This window comes from Pseudorhodoferax sp. Leaf265, from assembly GCF_001422365.1.
Taxonomy (GTDB): domain Bacteria; phylum Pseudomonadota; class Gammaproteobacteria; order Burkholderiales; family Burkholderiaceae_C; genus Pseudorhodoferax.
This window is the reverse complement of the sequence record NZ_LMMT01000001.1, coordinates 789,340-809,881: the sequence shown is the minus strand read 5'-3', so window position 1 is coordinate 809,881 and position 20,542 is coordinate 789,340. Positions and strand designations below refer to the sequence as shown.

Here is a 20,542-nt window from a genome sequence, read left to right as displayed (position 1 = left end):
GTTTCAGGGCAGCCGGCGCAGCAGTTCGCCGGCCTCGGCGCGCGCCGGTTGCAGGCGCACCAGTTCGTTGAGCAGATCCCGCGCGGCCGGCGCATCGATGCGCGCCAGCGCGGCCGCCATCTGCAGCAGCGGATCGTAGGCCGGGCGGAAGTCGGCGCTCGTGCGCAGCACCTCCAGCAGCGGCTGCTGCACCTGGGCAAGCATGCGCCGCATGTCGGCGCTGGGCTGCACATTGCGCCCCGCGGCCAGGAAGCGTGTGCGCGCATCCCAGTAGGCGGCCAGGCGCGCGGCTGCGGCCGGCTCGGCCCTGACCAGCTCCTGCGGCGCGAGCGACAGTTCGGCCATCAGTGCGGCCAGGCGCTCGCGCGGCGGCGCGGCCGGAGCATAGGTCGCGCGCGGTGCGAGGTAGGCCACGATGGGGTGGTCGTCCGTGTTCATGGGCGCACCGGCCGCCAGCCGCTGCAGCGCCTGCGGACCGGCCACGAGCGAACCGAGCACGGCGTAGGCGTCGTCCAGGCCCAGGCCGGCCGGGCTGCGCGGCCATTGGCGCGCCGCCGCCAAGCGGGCCTGCAGTTGTGCGAGGTCGAAGTGGCGGCCGTCGGCACGGCCCACCAGGCCCAGCACCGGCGTCTCCAGGCTGAGCGTCGCGAGCACCGCGCCGCCGTCCGGAAATGCGGTGGCGAAGGCGCGCACGATGCTGCGCAACGTGGGCAGGTCCAGCTGGTGCAGGGGCAGCCACTGGCAGAACAGTCCGCCCGCCGCCAGGCGCCCGCGCACGGCCTGGAAATGCTCGACCGTGTAGAGCGCGGCCGAGCCGCTGCGGGCCGGGTGGAAGTTGTCGGAGACGATGAGGTCGTACTGCGCCCGCGATGCGCGCACGAAACGGCGCGCGTCGGCCGCGACCATGCGCAGCCGCCCGGTGGAGGCCTGCTCCGGCACAGCGAACCAAGAAGTGGCCGCGATCACCTCGGGCAGCAGTTCCACGGCCTCGATCTGCAGGGCAGGGTCCAGCGTGGCCGCGCTCGCGGTCGTGCCTGTTCCCAGGCCCAGGAACAGCGCCTTGTGCGGAGCCGGGTGCAGCAGCAGCGGCAGCAGGGCCTGGCGGGCGTCGGCTGACCAGGCGGCGTTGCTGCCCTCCTGCTGCCGGTTGTTGATGCGCAGCCGGCGCGTGCCATCGGCCTCCTCGACCACGCTGGCGGTGGCCATCGCGCCTTCGCGGTAGCTCAGCACGCGGCCGCCTTCGGGCACGCTGACGAAGGCCAGCGGCGGTGCCGCCAGCGCGAGCACGAGCGCGGCCGCGCCGACGCAGGCTGGCAGCACGATACCGCGAGAACGAGCCAGCGGCCAGGCGAGAAACAGGTAGCTCGCGGCCACCAGCAGCAGCGCGGCCTTGGCCCCCAGGGCCGGCAACAGCAAGAGGCCGAACACCAGCGGCGCCGCCGCCGCGCCCAGCGTGTTGACGCCCAGCGCCAGGCCGAAGCCGATGCCGGCCGCACGCGCTTGCGTCGCCAGGTGGCTGAACAACGCGCCCATCAGCAGCGTGGCCGGCCCGAAGGCCACGGCCGCCAGCACGGCTTCGGCCGCCAGCGCGGCCGGCATGCCGCTGCCCAGCCAGGCCAGCGCCTGCGCCTGGAGCGCCTCGGCGCCCCACAGGCTGGCGCTGCCGGCCAGGCAGGCCAGCGCCAGCCACGCGGGCAGGCGCTCGCCGATCCGCGCCAGGCCGGCGCGGCGCGACAGCCAGCGGCCGTACCAGGCCGCGCCGGCCGCGCTGCCGACCAGGTAGACGGCCAGCAGCAGCGCGAAGGTGTAGACCGTGTTCTCGGCCACCTGGCTCAGCACCCGCACCACGAGCACTTCGTAGCCGATGCCCAGGAAGCCGGTGGCCGCCAGCAGCGGCAGCAGCCCGCGCGCATGGTGCGGCGCACTCTGCGGCGCGGCCGGCGCGCTGCCGCGCAGCAGCCGCAGCGCGGCCACGGCGCACAGCAGGTTCAGCACGGCGCAGACCAGCGCCGTGCGCGCCAGGCCCCAGGCCGGCACCAGCCAGAACGCGCTGGCCAGCACGCCGACCACGGCGCCGAGGGTGTTGCCTGCGTACAGCGCCGCGATGGCGCCGCCACGCCAGTGTTGCGCCAGGGCGCGTTCCATGGCCGGCAACGTGGCGCCCATGGCCGCGGTGGCCGGCAGCAGCAGCAGGAAGCTGCCGCCGAAGGCCACGCTCCATTGCCAGACGGGGGAGGGCTGGGCGCCAATCCATTGCAGCAAGCCCTGGCCGATGGGTGCCATCGCGAACGCCAGCACCAGGCTCCACAGGCCGATCAGCAGCTCGCAGCCGGCATACCAGCGGCCGGGCTGGCGGCTCGCGGCGATGCGCCGGCCCAGCAGCAGTGCCCCAGTCGCCAAGCCGCCGAAGAAGGCTGCCACCACGGCCAGCACGCCGGCCGTCTCGTGGCCCAGCCACAGCGCGCTCTGCTGCGTCCAGACGATCTGGTAGCCCAGGCCGGCGAAGCCCGAGGCCAGCATGAGCGCCATCACCGCGGCGCGGCGCGGCCCCGCAGTCGTGCTCATCCGCTGAAGGAAATCTTGTAGCCCCAGGAATTCAGCTGGGTCGGGATGGCGTTCAGCGCCATGGTGATGCGGCGCGCGCCCGGGTTGGTCGGCACGGCGTGCATGAGGTAGCTGGGGAACAGCACCAGGTCGCCCGGCTCGGGCTGCGGGCTGATCCATTTGTCGGCGCTGTAGGGCGTGGTGCGCACGTCGGCGTGGTCGTTCTTGAACGCGAAGTCGTGCCCGCCCGGCGACTTCATGAACACCGTGCGCGCATCGGGGTGCGTGGGCGTCAGGTAGACCACGCCCGAGATGAAGCTGTTGGCGTGGTTGTGCATGGCCTGGCGCCCGCCGGTGTCCAGCAGGTTGACCCACATCTCCTTGAGCGACCAGCCCAGCTGTTCGCCGAACATCTGCGCGCCGAACGCTGCCAGATGCGGCGTGATGGCGCGCGCGGCCTCGACCAGCAGCGGGCTGTCGCCGGGTTGGAGCATGGCCGTGTGCGAGAGCTGGCCCGAGGCATTGTTGGCAATGCCGGCGGCATGGCCGAAGTGGCCGACCAGGCCGGCGACCAGAGCGGCATCCAGTGCCGCGGGCACGCGCATGAAGGGCGTGGGGAACAGTCCGAAGAGCTCGTGCATCGTGCGCGGTGGGGTGCAGGTGAACGGGGGCGCCAAACGCAGAAAAGGCGGCACCCACCGGGTGCCACCTGTCTGCACGGGCAGAAAGCGCGGTGCTTACATGCGGCGGCGGCGTGCCGCGGCCAGGCCGGCCAGGCCCAGGCCCAACAGCAGCGCGCTGGTCGGCTCGGGCACGGTGTTGAAGGCCAGGTCGTCGTAGGCGATGGTCGAGTCGCCGTTGAAGGTCACCGAGTAGGCGATGCCGGAGAAGCTCGCCGACAGGCTGTCGAAGCTGCACCAGCCGATGTCGGTGCAGTTGGCCGAGTTGCCCAGCAGGTCGAACGAGGCCAGCAGGTTGCCCGTGCCGTTCAGGCCGCTCCAGATGCTCACTGCGCCGGTGGCGGCGGCCGTGGAGGCGTACGAGAAGCTGAACATGCCTGCGAAGCCGGTGGCCACGTTCATCGCCGAATCGGTGTCGACGGCGAACATCACGCCCAGGGGCGACGGTGCATTCGTGAAGTATGTGAAGTCGGCGTCGTTCTGCAGGCCCAGCGCGCCGCCACCGAAGGTCACGCCCTTGCCGGCGTAGGTGTTGCCGACCGCGTCATAGCTCGGGGCGGCTTCGAAATCGACCGTGACCGGTGCGGCCATCACGGGCGCAGCGGCGAACAAGGCCAGGGCGGCCAAGGCAGGAAACTTCATGGTGAACCTCCAGGAATCGTCTTGTGGATGAGGGCGGCGCCCGGGGGCGCGCTTGTCGGCAAGCTGCAGACGCGGCCGGACTGTAGGCAGCGATCAAGTCAGAGCTGTGACGGCGCCGACGTCGTCGCCGCGGCACTGGCTGGGCGTCATCGGGCTTTCATGGGCGCCCCCTACGCTGCCGGCCCACCGCATCCCAGAGGAGCCGCCATGTCCCCCTTCATCCACCGCCGCGCCGCGCTGCGCGCCGGCCTGGCGTTCGGCGCCGCGCTGGCGCTGCCGCAGGCCCGCGCCTGCGAGTACTTCGCCGACAACCTGCGCATCACCCACCCGTGGTGCAAGGCCACGCGGCCGGGCGCGACATCGGTCGTGGTGTCGATGATGTTCGACCAGGTGACGCGGCCCGACCGCCTGGTCGGCGTGCAGACCATGGTCGCCGAGGGCGCCGAGATCGGCGGCCAGCTGGCCCGCAGCACGGTCGACTTCGCGATCCCCGAGGGCGGCGAGACGCACCTGGCCGAACACGGCACCTACCTCCGGCTCACGGGCCTGAAGTTCCCGCTCGAGGTGGCACGCACCTACCCCATGGTGCTCCGCTTCGAACACGGCGGGGTGGTGCAGGCCACGCTCAACGTGGACCTGCAGCGCTTCCTCTGACACACACCCGTCACGGCGGGGTCACGCCCGGTTCCTAGCATCGCCCGCGGTCCTGCCACCGACCCGAACGAGGGAACTGCGCCGCACCGGCGCAGCCAGGCAATTTCCAGAAAGCCCAATAGGAGTCTTATGAAGAACGTGTTCAAGAAGAACCCGGTCGCGCTCGCCGCGGTCACGGTTCTGGCCACCCTGGCCATGGCTCCGGCTGCGCACGCAGCCAAGCCGGCCGGCACCTACGTGACCGGCGACTTCCACAACCACACCACCTGCTCGGACGGCTCGATCTCGATGCAGAAGCTGGTCAAGAAGGTCACCGACAAGACCGACACGCCCTGGGGCCTGGACTGGTTCGTCCAGGCCGGCCATGGCGGCACGGGCAACCGCAACTGCACGCTGGCCGAAGACGCCTCGCTGGCCACGCCCGCCTACCCGCTGGTCTACGCCGCCGACGGCACCACCGTGGTCGGCCCCAACACCACCTGGCAGAACAGCACCCCGCCCGTCGAGCCCCAGGGCACGCCCAGCGGCACGCGCCCGAACCAGAACATGTGGCGCTGGCAGGCCATCCAGCAGTACCAGTACCCCCTCGCGGAGTACCTGAACGCGCTGAAGAACGTGCCGATCTTCGTCGGCATGGAATCGGTCGTCTCCGGCCACGAGCACACCTCGATGACCGTGATCACCGGCCAGGTGCCTGCCGCAATCGACACGCGTGCGCTGCCCACCACCAAGGGCTACACCGCGCTGGGCAACGCCAATGCGCTGTCGCAATGGGCCTACTGCTTCGACCGCGGCAACGACGGTGACGTGACGCGCGGCGGCCCGAACGCCTGGACCTGCAACGTGCCGGGCAGCGCCAACGAAGGCAGCCCGAACTGGAACGCCGGCGCCGCCAAGCTGCTGGGCTCCGGCGAAGCCGGCCACCTCAAGACGGTCGAGGGCATCAAGTGGATGGCCGCCTACCATCCGGACGGCAGCTACTACGTGCCCGCCCACCTGGAGCGCGCCGGCCCGTTCAACCCGAGCGGCAACAACGGCTTCAACGTCGAGCACCTGCGCAACTTCAACAACGCCGGCCCGCGCATCGCGGTCGGCTTCGAGTCGCAGCCTGGCCACGGCGCCTCCGACAACCGCGGCGAGTACTCGCCCAACCGCAACAGCATCGGCGGCGTGCGCGTCGACTCGGTCGGCGGCACGACCTACGGCGGCACCGGCGTCTACGCCGCGCAGATCGGCGGCGTCTGGGATGCGCTGCTGGGCGAAGGCCGCAACTGGTGGTTCTTCGGCAGCTCGGACTGGCACAACCGCGGCCAGTTCGGTCCGGACGACCGCCGCTCCACGCAGGACTTCTACCCCGGCGAGTACCAGCGCGACTTCGTGATGGTGCGCAAGGCCAACGACACCAAGCTGCGTCCGCAGACCATCGTCGACGGCATCCGCAGCGGCAACAGCTTCGTCGCCACCGGCCAGCTGATCGACCGCCTGGCCTTCGTGGCCTGCGCCTCCTACGCCGGCCCGGCCATGCGCACGAACGCAGCGGTGCAGGCCATCGCGGTCAAGGCCGCCCTGGCCAACACCGACACCGACGTGGCCGGCTGCGCCACCATGGGCGAGAAGCTGCAGGTGCGCGCAGGCGCCGAAGTGGTGGTGGCCATCGTCGTGCGCGACCCGGCGGGCACGAACTACTCGCCCTACACCTTCAACAACCCGTCGCTGGCCCAGGTCGGCATCAACCAGCCGCTGAACATGCCGGTGCTGTCGCATGTCGACGTGATCCGCGGCCTCGTGTCCGGCTACCGCCAGCCCGGCAGCGCCGACTACGCCGGCCAGTGGCCCAACGACTGGCTGCTGAACCCCAACATGGCCAACGTGCCGGCCGCCGCCAAGAACACTTCGGCTGCCGTGTTGCGCACCTTCAACGACGCGACCTGGACGCCGGTGGCCGGCAACGCCGAGTACAAGGCCATGACCTTCCGCATCCCGGCCGTGGCCGCCTCGCAGTACCTGCGCCTGCGCGGCTCCAACCTGCCGCCGAGCGTGCCCTACGAGACCGACGCCAACGGCAACCCGCTGGCCGACATCTACACCAACGCCGGTGACACCAGCAAGCTGACCATCCCGTGCCAGGTGGCGGGTGTCAACGTGCCGGCCAACGGCGGCAACTACACCGGCACCACCATCGACGGCTGCCCGAACCACCTGCCCGTGGTGAACGGCCAGAAGTACGTGGCCTACGACGTGGCGGCCTGGGCCGACCTGTCGTTCTACAGCAACCCGATCTTCATCGAGGTGGCCGGTTCCACCGTGGTGGCCGGTGTCAAGTGAAGAGGGCCTGAACCAGTCCCTGTAGTCCGCAGGCGCCGCGCAGCTTCGGCTGCGCGGCGCTTTGCCGTGCCGGGCGGCCAGGGCCGCCCGCATCCGAATTTCCGAGTGATCGCCATGTCTTCCCCCAAACCGAACCGTGCCGCCAAGACCATCCCCGCGGGCGCGGACGCGCCCCGACCGCGCTGGTGGCGCGAGCCCCTGCTGCACTTCGTGCTTCTCGGCGGCCTGCTGTTCGCGGTCGACCATGTCATCGTCGGCCGCGCCGAGGATCCGCGCACCATCGTGCTGACGCAGGACGTCGACGACGAGGCGCGCGAGCTGTTCAAGGCCTCGCGCGGCCGCCCGCCGACCACGGAGGAACTGGCTGCGCTGCGCCGCACGTGGCTGGACAACGAGGTGCTCTACCGCGAGGGCCTGGCGATGCAGGTCGACCGGGGCGACAACGCGATCCGCGAGCGCGTGATCTTCAAGGCGCTCAGCGTGCTGGAGTCCGACAACAAGCTGCCGCCCTACGACGACGCGCTGCTGCGGGCCTGGTTCGAGAAACACCGCGCCAAGTACGACGAGCCGGCGCGCTTCGACTTCCGCGAGGCGGTGATCTCCGGCGACATGACCGAAGCGGCGGCCAGCGAACTGGCCACGCGGCTGAACTCCGGCGTGCCGGGCGAGATCGGCGCCGGCCTGCGCGTGTTCAAGGGCCGGCCGCATGCCAACCTGGTGCAGAGCTATGGCGAGCCCTTCGCCAAGGCGGTGGAGGGTGCCCAGCCCGGCCAGTGGCACGCGCTGCCGGCCAAGGACGGCTGGCGCGTGATCCAGCTGGACGCCGTGTCCGCCGCCAGACCTGCCGACTTCGCGGTGCTGCGCGGCATCGTGCTGCAGGACTGGACCGACCAGGTCATGGCCGAGCAGCGCACCGCCGCCGTGCGCACCCTGGCCGAGAAGTACACCGTGCGCATCGAGGCCGAGGCGGGCAAATGAACGTGGCCATGTTGTTGCGGCGGCTCTTCGCCGCCATGCTGCTGGTGATGGGCGCGGGCGCCGTGTCGGCGCACGAACTGACCATCGCCGAGATGGAGATGCGCGAGACCTCGCGCGGCGAATTCACCTGGCAGTGGACCGCGCGCGAGCGCGCCACCCAGCGCGACCTCAACCCCATCTGGCCGGCCGGCTGCACGGCCGAGCCGCCGCTGCTGCACTGCGGCCCGAACGGCTTGTCGGGCGTGCTGCAGGTCGATGGCGTGGGCAAGGGCTACTCGGTGGCCATCGTCAAGATCCGCTGGCTGGACGGGCAGACGCGCGTCTACACGCTGACCACGGCCCAGCCCTCGGTGCACCTGTTCGGCGCGGCAGACGACCAGCGCGGCGTGGGCGAGATCGCCTCGGCCTACACCGTGCTGGGCATCGAGCACATCCTGACCGGCACCGACCACCTGCTGTTCGTGGTCAGCCTGCTGTTCCTGGTCGGCTTCAACCGCCGGCTGGTGTGGACCATCACGGCCTTCACGGCCGCGCACAGCATCACGCTGGCGCTCTCGGCGTTCGGCCTGCTGGTGCTGCGGCCGCCGCCGGTGGAGGCGACCATCGCGCTGTCCATCATGCTGGTGGCCGGCGAGGCGCTGGGCAAGGAGGCCACGCTGTCGCGGCGCTGGCCGGCGCTGGTGGCCTTCCTGTTCGGCCTCGTGCACGGGCTGGGTTTCGCGGGCGCGCTCCAGCAGATCGGCATGCCCGAGAACCATCTGCCGATCGCGCTGCTGACCTTCAACCTGGGCGTGGAGATCGGCCAGCTGGCCGTGGTGCTGCTGGCCTGGGTGCTGGTCAAGACGCTGGCGCCCTGGCCCAGCTTCGCGAAGGCGCGTGTGCCTGCGCTGTATGGGATCGGGAGCGTTGCGATGTACTGGGCCAGCGGGCGGATCTGGGCGATCCTGACCTGAGCGCCGCAGGTACGGGCGGCGTCCGCGGGCCGGCCGTGCCGCCCGCGCGGCGCTCACACCAGACGGAGGTGGCATAGCTGGCCCGGCCTGCGCGGCCGCGCAGGCCCGCGAGGCGCGCCACAACCAGCCGCTGTGGGACGCGCTGACGGACGGCACGTTGGACATGATCGCCACCGGCCATGCACCGCACACCCCCGAGGAGAAGACGCGCGAAAGCACGCCGGTGGGCTTCGAGAACCACACCAGCCATCCGTCCAAGGGGGACATCCTGTTCCATCCGGGCGGCTACAGCGAGACAGAGATCATCCTCGCCTACGGAGCCTGCAGCTTCTCCAGCCGCATGGGCCAGCTGGCTGGCAACCACTTCCTGACCATCGTGGAGGGGCACGAGCAACTGACGGAGCCGCGCCGGTGCAGCCTAGTCGTGCGTCTGGAACGCGAACAGGTACTCGTAGCTCAGCTGCGTGGTCTTGGGGTTGCCCTGCACCGGCATGCGGATGATCGCCAGCAGCTGGTTGCGGCCTTCTACCGGCGTGACCGTGGCCGTGCCATCGGCCGCGCTCGTGACGGGCGGGCCGTCCTCGCCGATGGACAGGCGCACGCCGGCGATGGGCTTGCCGTCCTTGAGCACCTTCACCTGCATCGGCTTGCCGGCCTGCGGATCCTGCGATTGGGTGCCGACGATCTCGAAGGCCTGGCCCAGCTCCTTGCGCGCGATGAGGCCCCACTGCAGCACCGTCTTGTGGAACTTCATGGCGTGCACGCCGCTCGTGGCGCCGGGGTTCTGGTCCATGGGCTTGTTGACCATGGGCGCGCCTTCGGTCTTGCTGAAGAAGCCGTTGTCGAACTCGGCCGCCAGCATGGCCGGCTCGCGCTCGGGCTTGACGCGCACGCCATCGGTGGCGGCCTGGGTCGCCACGCCGATCTTGCGGCCACGGCGGTCGTAGGCCGTCACGGACCTGAGCTTGCCACTGTCGAACGCCTCGAGCTTGCCTTCGTGGCCGCCGAACTGCACCAGATAGGCGCCCTGGGCGTCGGGCACCAGCCAGACGTTGTGGGCCTGGGCGGCGCCCATGCAGAGGGCCATGGCAGTGATGGCGAAGATGGATCGGATCGGTGTCATGTCGCTTTTTCCTGTGGAGTCAGAACTGCATCTGCACGCCGACCTTGAGCGTGCGCGGCGCGCCAGGCGCGAAGAGCTGCTGGCCGCCGATGAGGGAGGCCGTGCTGGCGTAGACCTTGTCGGTCACGTTGGCCACGGTGGCGTAGACCTGGTAGGGCTGGGCGCGCCAGGTGAGGCCCAGGTCCACGGTGTTGTAGCCGCCGTAGCCGATGCTGTTGTCGGCGTTGACGGCGTAGCTGCCCACGCGGCGCCAGGTCACGGTGCCGGTCCAGTTGGCCAGCGGTGACCAGGCGGCCGAGGCGGTGGTGGTATGGCGCGGCACGGCGGCCACGCGCTTGCCGACCAGCGCGGGGTTGGCGCTGGCCGTCACCTCGGCGTTGGCGCTGCCATAGGTCAGCGACAGGTCCAGGTCGCGGCGCACGGCCCACAGCGCGCTGATTTCAACGCCGGTGCGCCTGGTTTCGCCGTCGTTCTCGTAGACCCCCGGTGCGACGGTGCGGATCTCGTCCGAGGAGGTCAGCCGGTAGGCCGCCACGTCGAGCGAGATGCCGGGCCGCGGCTTCCACTGCATGCCGACCTCGGTCTGGCGGAACACGTTGGGGTCCAGGTCGGCCGCGCCCAGTGCGTACTTGGCGAAGGTGTTGGGCAGCGCGAAGCCCTCGGCCCAGCTGGCCCGCAGCTCCAGTTCGGGGAAGACGTCGGAACGCACGCCGAGCTTGGGGCTGGTGTGCGTGACCTTGTTCAGCGGGCCGCAGGGGTCGCCGCCCGTCTCCGGTCCGTTCCTGCTGCAGTCGCCGCTGAAGCGGTCCCAGCGCAGGCCGAGGGAGGGCTTGAACAGCCGGTGCACGGGCGCCTCGATTTCGGTGAAGGCCGACAGGCTGTTGAGCCTGGAGCGGCGGTCGTTGATGGCGCCTGCCGTGCGCGCGCGCTGGGCCAGGTCGTCGAAGTACTGGTAGTCGGTGCTCTCGCGGAAGGTCTCCACGCCCAGCACCCAGTTCAGCGGCGACCAGGCTGTCTGCGCGCGGCCGTTCAGGCTGGTGCCGGCACCGAACACGTCGCGGTCGTAGTTCTCCTCGCGCTGGCGCCAGGTGGTGGCGTTGGCCGGGCGGCTGAACCAGCGCGTGAAGTCCTGGCGCGTCGCGTAGGCGAAGCTCAGCAGCTTGAGGTCGGGCGCGATCTGGTAGTTGACATCGGCGCGCACGGTGCCGAAGTGCTTCTTGGCGCCATCGTTCATGGCGCGCGGGTCCTTGCCATAGGGGTCGCCCGCGAACTGCGCCGCGGTCACGTAGCCGGGGTTGTCGCCGTCGGCCTGGTGCAGCCGGGCCGACAGCGCGATCTCCAGGTCCGGCGTGACGGCCTTGGTCCAGCGGCCCGCGAGGGTGGTGCGCTCCGATTGCGACTGCGCGCGAAAGCCGTCCGTGCGGTGGTGCTGGGCGGCCAGGTTGAGGTACTCGCCGTCGCGGATGCGTCGGCCCAGCGCGGCCTGCACGTCCACGCTGCCATGCGAGCCGACGCTCAAGTCCAGGTCCTTGTAGGCACCGCGTTTGCGCGTCTCCACGGCCACCAGGCCGGCACGGTTGAAGTTGCCGTACAGCGCGGACACCGGGCCGCGGAACACGCGCAGCCGCTCGATCTCCAGCGGCACGATGACGTTGAAGTCCACGTAGCCATCGGCGTGCGACATGGCTTCGTTGAGTGGAATGCCGTCCAGCACCACGCCCAGGTCGCCGCCATGGCCACCGCCGCCGAAGCCGCGCAGCACGATGGTGTCGGCCACGCCCGAGAGCTGGTAGTTCTGCACGTGCATGCCGGGCACGTGGCGGAACAGGTCCTGCGTCTGGCTCACGTGCTGCTGCTGGATCTCCTCGGCCTCCAGCGTCGTCGTGGAGTACGAAGCCGCGGCGGCCCGCAGCGTCTCGCCCTTGACGTCCACGGCGCGCAACTGGGGCGCCGCGTCGGGCGCGGGCGACTGGGCGGCGGCGTGCTGCGACAGTGCGGCGAGGAGGGCGTAGACAGCCGGGGCGCGGCGTCGGCGGGAAGCAATGGAGCGCATGGCGTGGTGTGAGAAGAATTTGAAAATTTTCCTACACCCGTTTGTAACGCAGGTGTTCGACGGCCTTGTGACAGCGGCCGGGGAATGCGTCAGGCCGGGCGGGCGAACGCCAGCGTCAGCACTAGCAGCGCACTGGCGCTGAGCCAGGACGCCAGCACGCGCACGCCGACCCGCGCCCAGGGCTTGTGCAGCGGGTGCACGGCCCCGGCCAGGCAGGCCGTGCAGAGCGTGGCGCCGACGAAGGTGCCGACCAGCGCCGCGGTGCGTTGCCCAGGCGCCATGCCATCGGGCGCGGAGCCCAGGCCCACGGCCAAGCCGACCAGGGCCGACAGCGGCACCAGAGCCCAGAGGGGCCAGGAGCGGGCCAGCACCACGCTCAGGCCCAGCAGGATGCCCAGGGCCAGCAGCAGCGGGTCGGGCTCGGGCAGTTGCAACCGCAGGCTCAGCCACAGGCCCCCTGCCAACGCGGCCACCAGCGCGCCCATGGCCTGGCGGCTGGCCAGCACGCCGCGCTGGCCGAACAGCAGGCCCAGCGCGACCAGCGCGATCAGGTGGGCCGGACTGATGAAGGGGTGCAGCACGCCGCTGTAGAACGCGCCCACGCCCTTGATCTCGCCATGCGCCCAGGCGGCGCTGGCCGAGCCGGCCGCGGCCGCCACGAAGGCAGGCCGCGCAACACGGCGCCAGCTCACATGGCGCCTTGCAGGAAGAACAGGCCGACCACCGAGATCGCGCCGCCCGCGGCGCGCACGGCGACGCGGCCGGCCGGCGACTGCACGAGCGCGCCGAAGCCGATGCCGGCCAGGTGCAGCATGCCGGTGGCGACGACGAAGCCCAGGCTGTAGACCAGCGGGCTGCTCTCGTGCGGCAGTTCGGTGCCATGTGCATGGCCGTGGAACACCGCGAACACGGCGACCAGCAGGCCGGCCACCCACAGCGGCGGGCGCACCGCGAAGGCGACCATGCCGCCCAGCAGCACGGCCGACAGCGCGATGCCCACCTCCACGCCGGGCAGCGGGATGCCCAGCACGCCCAGCACGCCGCCCATGGCCATCACCAGCGGGAACACCACGGGCAGCACCCACAGCGCCGGCGCGCCCAGGAACGCGCCCCACAGGCCCACGGCCACCATCGCGACCACATGGTCCGGCCCCAGCAGCGGGTGCATGAAGCCAGCGACGAAGCCGCCGCCCATGTGCTCGGTCGAGTGGGCGAAGGCGGGCAGCGCGGCGAACGCGGTCAGCAGGCAGAACAGGGCGCGGGCAATCGAGGGCATGGTCGTCAGCAACAAAAGAACCGGCGGACTCTAGGGCGCGTCCGTGACACGCTGTTGACGCTCGGGCGCTGCCATGGCGTGGTAGCCCCGGCTCGGCAGCCGCCAGGCCTGCAGCCGCTGCGCCGTTTCGCGCCGCGCGCCGGCCAGTTGCCCGGCGATCTGCGCGGCGCAGGCCCAGCCTGGTGCGTCCAGCGTGTCGCGCCAGGCCTGCAGGGCCGGCATCAGGCCGGGCTGCAGCCAGACGTCCCAGCATTGGGCATCGGCCGGCAGGCGCTTCAAGCCCTCGTGCACGGCATCGGCCAGCGTGCGCAGGCGCAGCATGGCGCGCTCGGTCCGGCAGGCCGGGCGGAAGTCGCGCACCAGCCGGTTCTTGCCGTCCGGCCGTTGCGTCTGCAGCGTCAGCAGACGCTGGATCTGCTGCAGCGCGAGCCGGGTCGAGCGGCAGGGCAGCGGTGCGCAGAGTGGCAGCGCGGGCGCGGCCGCGTGGCGCGTGGCGAAGGCCGGGCCCAGCATCAGTGCGGCCAGGCGCAGCCACTCGCGTGGCGCCAGGCCGGCCGTGGCCTGCGGCAGCCCGGCCAGCAGCAGCACCTCGTCGAAGCTGCGCGCGCCCTTGGCGCGGTTGGCGCGCACGCTCATGACGGCCAGGTTGCTGGCGGCGTAGGCGGCGTCGTTGTTGAGCCGGTCGATGGACCAGTCGGTGTCGCGGTGTTCGCCGTGGGTCAGCGGCTCGCGTGTGACCGGGCAGTGCGTGACGTCCAGCGCACACAGCAGCGCGGGCGTGACCTCCTCGTCGACGACGCGGCCGCGCCGCAGCGCGGAAAGGCGCAGCTGCAGCCACTTGCGCGCGAAGCGGTCGGGCGTGGCGCGCGGCAGCCGCGCGTGGGCCGCGGCGTCGAAGCCTTCGCGGACGGCGTCGGGCCAGCCCGTCAGTCGTGGCCAGCGCGTGCTGGTGTGGATGTCGTGGCCGAGCCGGCGCCCGGCCTCGGCGAGGTCGTGATCGGTCGATGCCGTCATGGTGTGGGTCCTCCTTGCCCCGGCCGGCGAACGCGCACGTCCACCGGACGGTGCTGGCTTGTGGGGGCCCGGCGCGCCGCAGCGGACTGCGGCGGCGCGGGGCCGCTGGCAAGGCGATGGCGCGCGCTGCCTCGGCAGGCGTGCGCCATCGGGGCCCGCGCGCAGGCGGGCCGCAGGATCAGGCGCGTGGCGGGCGCTCGGGCAGGGCGGGCACGTGGCTGTGCCAGGGTGATGCCCCGTGGTCCGGCCAGCGCAGTGGCGAGGCCGGTGCAGAGGGAATGGCCAGTGCGGTGGGCAGCGCCAGCGGCAGCAACGTGCTGCCGGCCGTGGCGGCATCGGCGCCGCCATGGCCATCGGTGGCGACGACCGTGGCGTCGTGCGGCGCGTGGTGGTGGCGCGCGAAGCCGCCATGGTGGTGCGGGTGCGCACCCGTGCCATGGGCATGGCCCGATGCGGCGGGCCGCAGCCGGGCCTGCAGGCGCAGGTGATCGATCAGGCGGGAGGTCTCCGGCCCCACCAGGGCCTGCAGCTGGCGTCCGACCAGGTCGGACCAGGAGGGCGCCTCGGCCACCGCCGCGTGCCGGTGGTCCGGCCCCAGCATGCGCAGCAGCGCGCCGCCGAGCCCGTACAGCGGCAGGGCCACCAGCAGCAGGCCGACCACGTACCGGCGCAGGCGCGCGGGCAGCTGCAGGAATGGGCGGGATGGCATGGCGGCGGGGTGTCCTGCGCCGGAGCGCGCGGAACCTGCCATTGTGCGAAGCCGTGTGAAACGCCGATGACAGCGGCGCGCTGCGTTCAGGCCAGTTCGGCGCGGGTGAGCAGTGCGGTGTCCGCCAGCGCCGCGGACAGCGGCCCGTCGTGGGCCAGGCCACCGCCGGCCAGCACCAGCGCACGTGCGCCCAGGCGCGGCGCGCTGGCCAACTGGTGCGTGCTGGTGATCACCGTGGCCGGGCTTTGCGCCAGCCAGTCCAGCAGAAAGCCGGCGGTGCGCGGGTCCAGGTGCGCCAGCGGCTCGTCGAGCAGCAGCAGCCGCGGCTCCATCACCAGCACGCAGGCCAGGGCCAGGCGCTGCTTCTCGCCGCCCGAGAGCAGGAAGGGCGGCTTGTCCAGCAGGTGGGCGATGCGCAGCCGCGCGGCCCAGTCGCCGATGCGCCGCTCGGCGTCGGGCAGGCCCAGCCGGCGCGGCCCGTAGCCGATCTCGTCGCGCACCGTGGGGTTGAACAGCATGGCCTCGGGGTGCTGGAACAGCAGGCCGACCTCGCGCCTGAAGCGCCGCGCCCAGTCCGTGCGGCGCGCACGCGCCGGCGTCACGGCCTCGCCGTCGTAGCGGTACTGGCCGGCCGTGGGGAACACCAGCGCGTCGAGCAACTGCAGCAGCGTGGACTTGCCGCCGCCGTTGGCGCCCAACAGCACCAGCTTCTCGCCCGGCTGCACGCGCAGCGAGACCTCGGACCAGACCGGCGCCGCCTCGGCCCAGCCGAAGGCCGCGCGCTCCAGTTCAATCATCGAGTCCGCCGCGTGCGCGCAGGGCCATGGCCGAGAGCTGGGCGTTGGCCACGGCCTTGTCGAGCAGGTGGCCGGCCACGCTGGCGCCGTGCCGGCTGCGCGCGCGCAGGCCGCCGGCACCGGCCGTGCGGCTGCGGAACGCCAGCCCGTGCTCGCGCACCAGCCGGGCCAGCACCTGGGCCTGGCCCGCGGCCAGCGTCGCCAGGAACTGCAGCGTGGGCGCGCAGGCCAGGGCCTGCAGCAGGTTCACGCGCGCGACGAACCAGAAGCCCAACAGCACCAGCAGCAGCACGCGCAGGTTCATGCGCGCGAGCGGCTCGGCCAGCGGCCGGTCCTGCCAGGCCCATTGCGCGACCAGGCCGGCGCTGACGGCCAGGTTGAAGGCCAGCACGGCCAGCAGGCTGCGGCGCAACAGCCGCCAGCGCGGCGGGCCAGCCAGCGCCAGCACCAGCAGCAGGCCGGCCGCCAACGCGCGCCAGTCGTGCACCAGGCTCGTGCCGACGACGGCGGCCAGGTAGGCCAGCAGCCAGCGCGTGGGCGTCATGCAGACCATTCCCAGCGCCGCATGCGCACGATGCGCCAGACCAGCAGCGTCAGCACGGCTTCGCCCACGCCCAGCAGCGCATGCGGCGCCAGCACGGCGGGCAGCACCACGGGCAGGCCGAACGGGAAGTACAGCGGCGTGCCGTCGGCGCGGTGTGCCAGCCAGGGTTGCAGGCCCAGCACCAGGCCGACCAGCGCGGCCGAGGCCATGACTGCGCACCAGGTGGCCAGCAGCACGGCGGCAGTCTCGTTCCAGCCGCGCAGCGCGCGGAACACGGCCAGTGTGACCAGCGCCCCGGCCCCGCCGATGGCCAGCGCGTTGACCGGCAGCGCCGTGATGCCGCCGGCGCCGAACAGCAGCGACTGCAGCAGCAGCACCAGGCTGTAGCCGAGGAAGGCCAGCCGCGCGTCGAAGCACAGCGCCAGCAACGCCACGCCGACCGCGTGCACCGAGGTGCCGCCGGGCAGCGGCAGCATGACCAGGCCGATGGCGTAGACCAGCGCCGTGAGCGCGGCCAGCCGTGGCACCAGGGTGTCGTCCAGGCGCGCGCGCAGGCCGCGGCCGGTGGCCCACCAGGCCACGGCCGCCGCGGCGTAGGCCGGCAGGTAGGTCTGGGGCGAGAGGAAGCCGTCGGGGATGTGCATCAGCGCGGCCTTGGGCGCAGCAGGCGCCGGGCCAGCGCGCCGAGGCCCAGGATCAGGCACACGCCCAGCGCCATGCGCTCCCAGCCCGGTGTGGCTGCGGCCTGCGTGGGCGCGGCCGGCGCCACGCCGTCGTGCGCAGCGACGTCCAGCGCGGTCTCGATGCCGTGGCCGTCTGCCGCGTAGGCACGGAGCCGCCAGCCCTGGTCCGCGCTGCCGGTGCCGGGCAGCAGCACCAGGCGGCCTGCACCATCGGTGAGGCCGGCCTGTACAGGAGCGGTGCCCGCGCCACGGAACAGTTCGTAGCGCTCGAACGCGAAGGGCTCGCCGTCGGTGTAGCGCAGCACCACGACCACGGCCTCGCCCATGTGGATCTCGTGCCGCAGAGCATGCGCCCAGGCCGCGCCCGTGCCGGCCCAGGCCAGCAGCAGGGCGAACCAGCAGGTGCGTGCGGGCCGCATGGGTCAGCGGGCCTCGAACACGAGTGCGCTGGAGACCGACAGCGTGTCGGCCCGCGCGTCGTTGGCGAGCGGCCGGCGTGCGCTCACGCTGACCATCTGCCGGCCCTTGGCCACCGGCAGGCTGGCGCGGCCCTGGGCATCGGCCCGGGTGTCTTTCTCCTGGCCGCCTGCGTGCCAGGACAGCACGGCGCCGGCCAGCGGCTGGCCGTCCCAGAGCACCTGCACCGGCAACCGACTGCCCGCGGCAGGCGCCTGCGCAGCCAGCGGCACGATCTCGACCGGCAGGCCCTGGGGCCGGCTGGCCTGGGTGTCCCAGGCCAGGATGGTCTTGCCGTACTTGAGTGCATGCGCGGTGGCGATGGCGCCGGGCACCGCGTTCTTCGGCCCGCTCTTGCTGCCGTCGGGCGTGCGCGACCAGAAGCCGTTGTCGTCGTGCGGCAGGAGCAACGAGGGTTGGCCGTCCACGGCCACCTTCAGGCCGTCCAGCCGCAGCGGCAAGGCTTGGCCGGCGGCGCCGACCGCCTGCGCCTCGAGCACCTTGCTGGCCAGCGCCGTCTCCTGCTTGCCGTCGTGGCCGAACACCACCGCGAAGCCGCCGGGGGGGGAATCGATCCAGGCATCGTGCGCCTGTGCCGCGGCGGCACAGAGCACCAGGACGATTGCAGCGGCGTGGCGCAGGGACGACGGGTTCTTCATGGGCTCTTAAGAGGACTTTCCTTTTCCTCTTACGAGTATGGCACCGGAATCTCGGCCCGTGGATGCGCCGGATGGCGTAGAGCCAGACGGCCCGGGAGGGCCTAGGATTTACTTGCCCCAGCTGTCCCGCAGACCCGTGGTGCGGTTGAACACCGGCCGGTCGGGATGGTGGTCGCGCCGGTCGGCCACGAAGTAGCCATGGCGCTCGAACTGGAAGCGGTCGTCCACGCCGGCGCTGGCCAGCGAGGGCTCCAGGTAGGCCTGCACGGTGCGCAGGCTGTCCGGGTTCAGGCTGTCCAGGAAGTTCTTGCCGCCCGCGTCGGGGTGGGCGTCGTTGAACAAACGCTCGTACAGCCGCACCTCGGCCGGCACGGCGTCGTGCACGCCGACCCAGGTGATCACGCCCTTGACCTTGACGGCGTCGGCGCCCGGCGTGCCGCTCTTGGTGTCGGGCACGAGTTCGGCATGCACCTCGGTGATGCGGCCTTCGGCATCGCGCACGGCGCCTGTGCACTGCACCACGTGACCGTACTTCAGGCGCACGCGGTTGCCGGGCTTGGTGCTGCCGTCGGCCGCGGTCTGCGGCGGGTACAGGCGGTGGAAGCCCTTGGGCGGCGTTTCCTCGTAGTCGCTGCGCTCGATCCACAGTTCCTTGCCGAACTGGAAGTGGCGCCGGCCCTGTTCCGGGTCGTGCGGGTTGAGCGGCGCGCTGCAGGCGTCCAGCGTGCCGGCGCCATGCAGCGCGTCCCAGTTCGTGATGACCAGCTTGACCGGGTCCAGCACGGCCATGGCGCGTTTGGCCGTGGCGTCCAGCGTGTCGCGCAGCGCGCCTTCCAGCGTGCTGTAGTCGATCCAGCTGTCGCTCTTGGTCACGCCGATGCGCTCGGCGAACAGCTGGATGGCCTCGGCCGTGTAGCCGCGCCGGCGCAGGCCCACGATGGTGGGCATGCGCGGGTCGTCCCAGCCGCTCACGCGCTGCTCGTTGACCAGTTGCGCCAGCTTGCGCTTGCTGGTGATCACGTAGGTGAGGTTCAGCCGCGCGAACTCGTACTGCCGCGGCGGCGGGGCCGATAGCAGGCCGCCTTCGGCCAGGCGCTCGAGCAGCCAGTCGTAGAACGGGCGCTGGTCTTCGAACTCCAGCGTGCAGATGCTGTGGGTGATCTGCTCCAGCGCGTCCTCGATCGGGTGCGCGTAGGTGTACATCGGGTAGATGCACCAGCGGTCGCCCGTGTTGTGGTGCGTGGCGCGGCGGATGCGGTAGATCGCCGGGTCGCGCATGTTGATGTTGGGGCTGGCCATGTCGATCTTGGCGCGGAGCACGGCGGCGCCATCGGCCAGTTGGCCGTCGCGCATTTCGCGCAAGCGGGCCAGGTTCTCGGCCGGCGTGCGCGTGCGGAAGGGGCTGTCCACGCCGGGCTTGCCGAAGTCGCCGCGGTTGGCGCGCATCTCCTCGGGGCTTTGTTCGTCCACGTAGGCGTGGCCGGCCTCGACCAGGTACTCGGCAGCGCGGTACATGAAGTCGAAGTAGTCGCTGGCCTGGTAGAGGTGCGTGGTACCGGCGGCTTCCCAGTTGAAGCCCAGCCAGCGCACGCTGTCGACGATGCTGGCGACGTACTCCTGGTCTTCCTTCTCGGGATTGGTGTCGTCGAAGCGCAGGTGGCAGACGCCGCCGTAGTCGCGCGCCAGGCCGAAGTTCAGGCAGATGCTTTTGGCGTGGCCCACGTGCAGATAGCCGTTGGGCTCGGGCGGAAAGCGCAGGCGCACGCGGGCGGGGTCGAACGGCCCCTGGGCATGGTGGACGGCATCGCCGGGGCTGCCGCCCCAGTGGCGGCTGGCGTAGGTGCCCTGGGCCAGGTCGTTCTCGATGATCTGGCGCAGGAAGTTGCTTTGTTTGTGGTCGGTCGGCTCGGCCGCAGGGGAATTCATGCGGCCGATTCTAGGAGGGGAGTGCAGATCGCCCAGGATGAGGCCTCGTGCGGCCCCCGCGCAGCATCCGTTACCCGCTGTAACCTGTTTAACCTGCGCTGCGTCATCCATTTGCATCTTCGTGCGTCAATAGCCTCATGGCCGCAGTCTGCGGCGACGCATAAGGAGTACGCACATGGCATCGAAGCAAGCAGGCCGCTGGATCGCCGCTGCGGCCATTGGCATGGCCAGCCTGGCGCTGGCAACGGGCGCGCAGGCGCGCGACGTGGTCTGGTCGGTCGGCGTGGGGGCGCCCGGGGCCCAGGTGATCGTGGGCAATGCGCCGGTCTATGTGGCGCCGCCCGTCTATGTGGCGCCGGCGCCACGCTACTACCATGCCCCGCCCGTGTACTACGTGCCGCCACCGCGGGTCTACTATCAGCCGCAGCCCATCTACTACGGCCCGCCGCCGCACTTCCATGGGCACCGGCATGGGCACAAGCACGGCCACCGGCACCACGACGGCTGGCGGCGTTGAGCGGTCCGG

At 71.7% G+C, this 20,542-nt stretch carries 20 protein-coding genes and 1 pseudogene; 6 read left to right on the top strand and 15 right to left on the bottom strand.

Going from position 1 to position 20,542, the window contains the following annotated elements; all coding sequences use genetic code 11:
- Positions 1–3 precede the first annotated feature (3 nt).
- From ASF45_RS03790 to ASF45_RS03780, 3 genes are all read right to left on the bottom strand, one after another.
- Positions 4–2,565: a fused MFS/spermidine synthase gene (locus ASF45_RS03790; RefSeq protein WP_056657045.1), complete on the bottom strand. Its 2,562-nt coding sequence runs from the start codon at positions 2,563–2,565 to the stop codon at positions 4–6.
- Entirely contained in the window at positions 2,562–3,185 is a 624-nt protein-coding gene (locus ASF45_RS03785) for a putative 2OG-Fe(II) oxygenase (RefSeq protein WP_056657042.1), read from the bottom strand. Before ASF45_RS03785 ends, ASF45_RS03790 begins: the two co-directional genes overlap by 4 nt.
- 96 nt (positions 3,186–3,281) lie before the next feature.
- On the bottom strand, positions 3,282–3,866 hold the full coding sequence (locus ASF45_RS03780) for a PEP-CTERM sorting domain-containing protein (protein WP_056657039.1): 585 nt from the start codon (positions 3,864–3,866) through the stop codon (positions 3,282–3,284).
- 207 nt (positions 3,867–4,073) lie between these two features.
- Between ASF45_RS03780 and ASF45_RS03775 the strand changes: the two genes are divergently transcribed.
- From ASF45_RS03775 to ASF45_RS34230, 5 genes and pseudogenes are all read left to right on the top strand, one after another.
- Entirely contained in the window at positions 4,074–4,520 is a 447-nt protein-coding gene (locus tag ASF45_RS03775; RefSeq protein ID WP_056657036.1) for a copper chaperone PCu(A)C, read from the top strand.
- 129 nt (positions 4,521–4,649) lie between these two features.
- On the top strand, positions 4,650–6,845 hold the full coding sequence (locus ASF45_RS03770) for a hypothetical protein (RefSeq protein ID WP_056657033.1): 2,196 nt from the start codon (positions 4,650–4,652) through the stop codon (positions 6,843–6,845).
- 114 nt (positions 6,846–6,959) lie between these two features.
- Positions 6,960–7,823 (top strand): peptidyl-prolyl cis-trans isomerase, encoded by an 864-nt coding sequence (locus ASF45_RS03765; RefSeq protein WP_056657498.1) that lies wholly within the window; start codon positions 6,960–6,962, stop codon positions 7,821–7,823.
- The gene (locus tag ASF45_RS03760; RefSeq protein ID WP_235580790.1) at positions 7,820–8,776 is read left to right on the top strand and encodes a HupE/UreJ family protein; all 957 of its coding nucleotides are present in this window, start codon (positions 7,820–7,822) and stop codon (positions 8,774–8,776) included. The genes ASF45_RS03765 and ASF45_RS03760 overlap by 4 nt, the downstream gene beginning before the upstream one ends.
- Positions 8,777–8,987: 211 nt before the next feature.
- Positions 8,988–9,179: pseudogene (locus ASF45_RS34230) on the top strand (DUF3830 family protein); the annotation flags it as partial.
- Positions 9,180–9,194: 15 nt separating this feature from the next.
- Here ASF45_RS34230 and ASF45_RS03755 read toward each other — a convergent pair.
- From ASF45_RS03755 to ASF45_RS03700, 12 genes are all read right to left on the bottom strand, one after another.
- Positions 9,195–9,899 carry a DUF4198 domain-containing protein gene (locus tag ASF45_RS03755; RefSeq protein ID WP_056657031.1) on the bottom strand — a complete coding sequence of 235 codons (705 nt, stop codon included), beginning with the start codon at positions 9,897–9,899 and terminating at the stop codon, positions 9,195–9,197.
- A gap of 19 nt (positions 9,900–9,918) precedes the next feature.
- Positions 9,919–11,952 (bottom strand): TonB-dependent receptor, encoded by a 2,034-nt coding sequence (locus tag ASF45_RS03750; protein WP_056657028.1) that lies wholly within the window; start codon positions 11,950–11,952, stop codon positions 9,919–9,921.
- A gap of 89 nt (positions 11,953–12,041) precedes the next feature.
- Entirely contained in the window at positions 12,042–12,644 is a 603-nt protein-coding gene (locus tag ASF45_RS03745; RefSeq protein ID WP_056657024.1) for a HupE/UreJ family protein, read from the bottom strand.
- The gene (locus ASF45_RS03740) at positions 12,641–13,228 is read right to left on the bottom strand and encodes a HupE/UreJ family protein (protein WP_056657492.1); all 588 of its coding nucleotides are present in this window, start codon (positions 13,226–13,228) and stop codon (positions 12,641–12,643) included. The genes ASF45_RS03745 and ASF45_RS03740 overlap by 4 nt, the downstream gene beginning before the upstream one ends.
- A 30-nt stretch (positions 13,229–13,258) precedes the next feature.
- A complete protein-coding gene (locus ASF45_RS03735) occupies positions 13,259–14,242 on the bottom strand; it encodes a hypothetical protein (RefSeq protein WP_056657021.1) in 984 nt (327 codons plus the stop codon).
- A gap of 178 nt (positions 14,243–14,420) precedes the next feature.
- Positions 14,421–14,951, bottom strand: coding sequence for a hypothetical protein (locus tag ASF45_RS03730; RefSeq protein WP_056657018.1), 531 nt, complete (start codon positions 14,949–14,951; stop codon positions 14,421–14,423).
- An 86-nt stretch (positions 14,952–15,037) separates the two neighbouring features.
- On the bottom strand, positions 15,038–15,748 hold the full coding sequence (locus ASF45_RS03725) for an energy-coupling factor ABC transporter ATP-binding protein (RefSeq protein ID WP_063887563.1): 711 nt from the start codon (positions 15,746–15,748) through the stop codon (positions 15,038–15,040).
- Positions 15,741–16,292, bottom strand: a complete 552-nt coding sequence (locus tag ASF45_RS03720; RefSeq protein ID WP_056657015.1) for a hypothetical protein — start codon at positions 16,290–16,292, stop codon at positions 15,741–15,743. The genes ASF45_RS03725 and ASF45_RS03720 overlap by 8 nt, the downstream gene beginning before the upstream one ends.
- Entirely contained in the window at positions 16,289–16,936 is a 648-nt protein-coding gene (locus tag ASF45_RS03715) for an energy-coupling factor ABC transporter permease (protein WP_056657012.1), read from the bottom strand. The genes ASF45_RS03720 and ASF45_RS03715 overlap by 4 nt, the downstream gene beginning before the upstream one ends.
- Positions 16,936–17,394: a hypothetical protein gene (locus ASF45_RS03710; RefSeq protein WP_056657009.1), complete on the bottom strand. Its 459-nt coding sequence runs from the start codon at positions 17,392–17,394 to the stop codon at positions 16,936–16,938. The genes ASF45_RS03715 and ASF45_RS03710 overlap by 1 nt, the downstream gene beginning before the upstream one ends.
- Before the next feature lie 3 nt (positions 17,395–17,397).
- On the bottom strand, positions 17,398–18,090 hold the full coding sequence (locus ASF45_RS03705) for a DUF4198 domain-containing protein (protein ID WP_056657006.1): 693 nt from the start codon (positions 18,088–18,090) through the stop codon (positions 17,398–17,400).
- A gap of 108 nt (positions 18,091–18,198) precedes the next feature.
- Positions 18,199–20,016: a glutamine--tRNA ligase/YqeY domain fusion protein gene (locus ASF45_RS03700; RefSeq protein ID WP_056657002.1), complete on the bottom strand. Its 1,818-nt coding sequence runs from the start codon at positions 20,014–20,016 to the stop codon at positions 18,199–18,201.
- 175 nt (positions 20,017–20,191) lie between these two features.
- Here ASF45_RS03700 and ASF45_RS03695 point away from each other — a divergent pair, with 175 nt between their 5' ends.
- Positions 20,192–20,533, top strand: coding sequence for a hypothetical protein (locus ASF45_RS03695; RefSeq protein ID WP_056656999.1), 342 nt, complete (start codon positions 20,192–20,194; stop codon positions 20,531–20,533).
- The last annotated feature ends 9 nt before the right edge of the window (positions 20,534–20,542 follow it).

Coding starts and splice junctions, on each gene's coding strand:
- ASF45_RS03790 (WP_056657045.1), bottom strand. CDS start 2,565: ATGAGCACGACTGCGGGGCCGCGCCGCGCCGCGGTGATGGCGCTCATG.
- ASF45_RS03785 (WP_056657042.1), bottom strand. CDS start 3,185: ATGCACGAGCTCTTCGGACTGTTCCCCACGCCCTTCATGCGCGTGCCC.
- ASF45_RS03780 (WP_056657039.1), bottom strand. CDS start 3,866: ATGAAGTTTCCTGCCTTGGCCGCCCTGGCCTTGTTCGCCGCTGCGCCC.
- ASF45_RS03775 (WP_056657036.1), top strand. CDS start 4,074: ATGTCCCCCTTCATCCACCGCCGCGCCGCGCTGCGCGCCGGCCTGGCG.
- ASF45_RS03770 (WP_056657033.1), top strand. CDS start 4,650: ATGAAGAACGTGTTCAAGAAGAACCCGGTCGCGCTCGCCGCGGTCACG.
- ASF45_RS03765 (WP_056657498.1), top strand. CDS start 6,960: ATGTCTTCCCCCAAACCGAACCGTGCCGCCAAGACCATCCCCGCGGGC.
- ASF45_RS03760 (WP_235580790.1), top strand. CDS start 7,820: ATGAACGTGGCCATGTTGTTGCGGCGGCTCTTCGCCGCCATGCTGCTG.
- ASF45_RS03755 (WP_056657031.1), bottom strand. CDS start 9,899: ATGACACCGATCCGATCCATCTTCGCCATCACTGCCATGGCCCTCTGC.
- ASF45_RS03750 (WP_056657028.1), bottom strand. CDS start 11,952: ATGCGCTCCATTGCTTCCCGCCGACGCCGCGCCCCGGCTGTCTACGCC.
- ASF45_RS03740 (WP_056657492.1), bottom strand. CDS start 13,228: ATGCCCTCGATTGCCCGCGCCCTGTTCTGCCTGCTGACCGCGTTCGCC.
- ASF45_RS03735 (WP_056657021.1), bottom strand. CDS start 14,242: ATGACGGCATCGACCGATCACGACCTCGCCGAGGCCGGGCGCCGGCTC.
- ASF45_RS03730 (WP_056657018.1), bottom strand. CDS start 14,951: ATGCCATCCCGCCCATTCCTGCAGCTGCCCGCGCGCCTGCGCCGGTAC.
- ASF45_RS03725 (WP_063887563.1), bottom strand. CDS start 15,748: ATGATTGAACTGGAGCGCGCGGCCTTCGGCTGGGCCGAGGCGGCGCCG.
- ASF45_RS03720 (WP_056657015.1), bottom strand. CDS start 16,292: ATGACGCCCACGCGCTGGCTGCTGGCCTACCTGGCCGCCGTCGTCGGC.
- ASF45_RS03715 (WP_056657012.1), bottom strand. CDS start 16,936: ATGCACATCCCCGACGGCTTCCTCTCGCCCCAGACCTACCTGCCGGCC.
- ASF45_RS03710 (WP_056657009.1), bottom strand. CDS start 17,394: ATGCGGCCCGCACGCACCTGCTGGTTCGCCCTGCTGCTGGCCTGGGCC.
- ASF45_RS03705 (WP_056657006.1), bottom strand. CDS start 18,090: ATGAAGAACCCGTCGTCCCTGCGCCACGCCGCTGCAATCGTCCTGGTG.
- ASF45_RS03700 (WP_056657002.1), bottom strand. CDS start 20,016: ATGAATTCCCCTGCGGCCGAGCCGACCGACCACAAACAAAGCAACTTC.
- ASF45_RS03695 (WP_056656999.1), top strand. CDS start 20,192: ATGGCATCGAAGCAAGCAGGCCGCTGGATCGCCGCTGCGGCCATTGGC.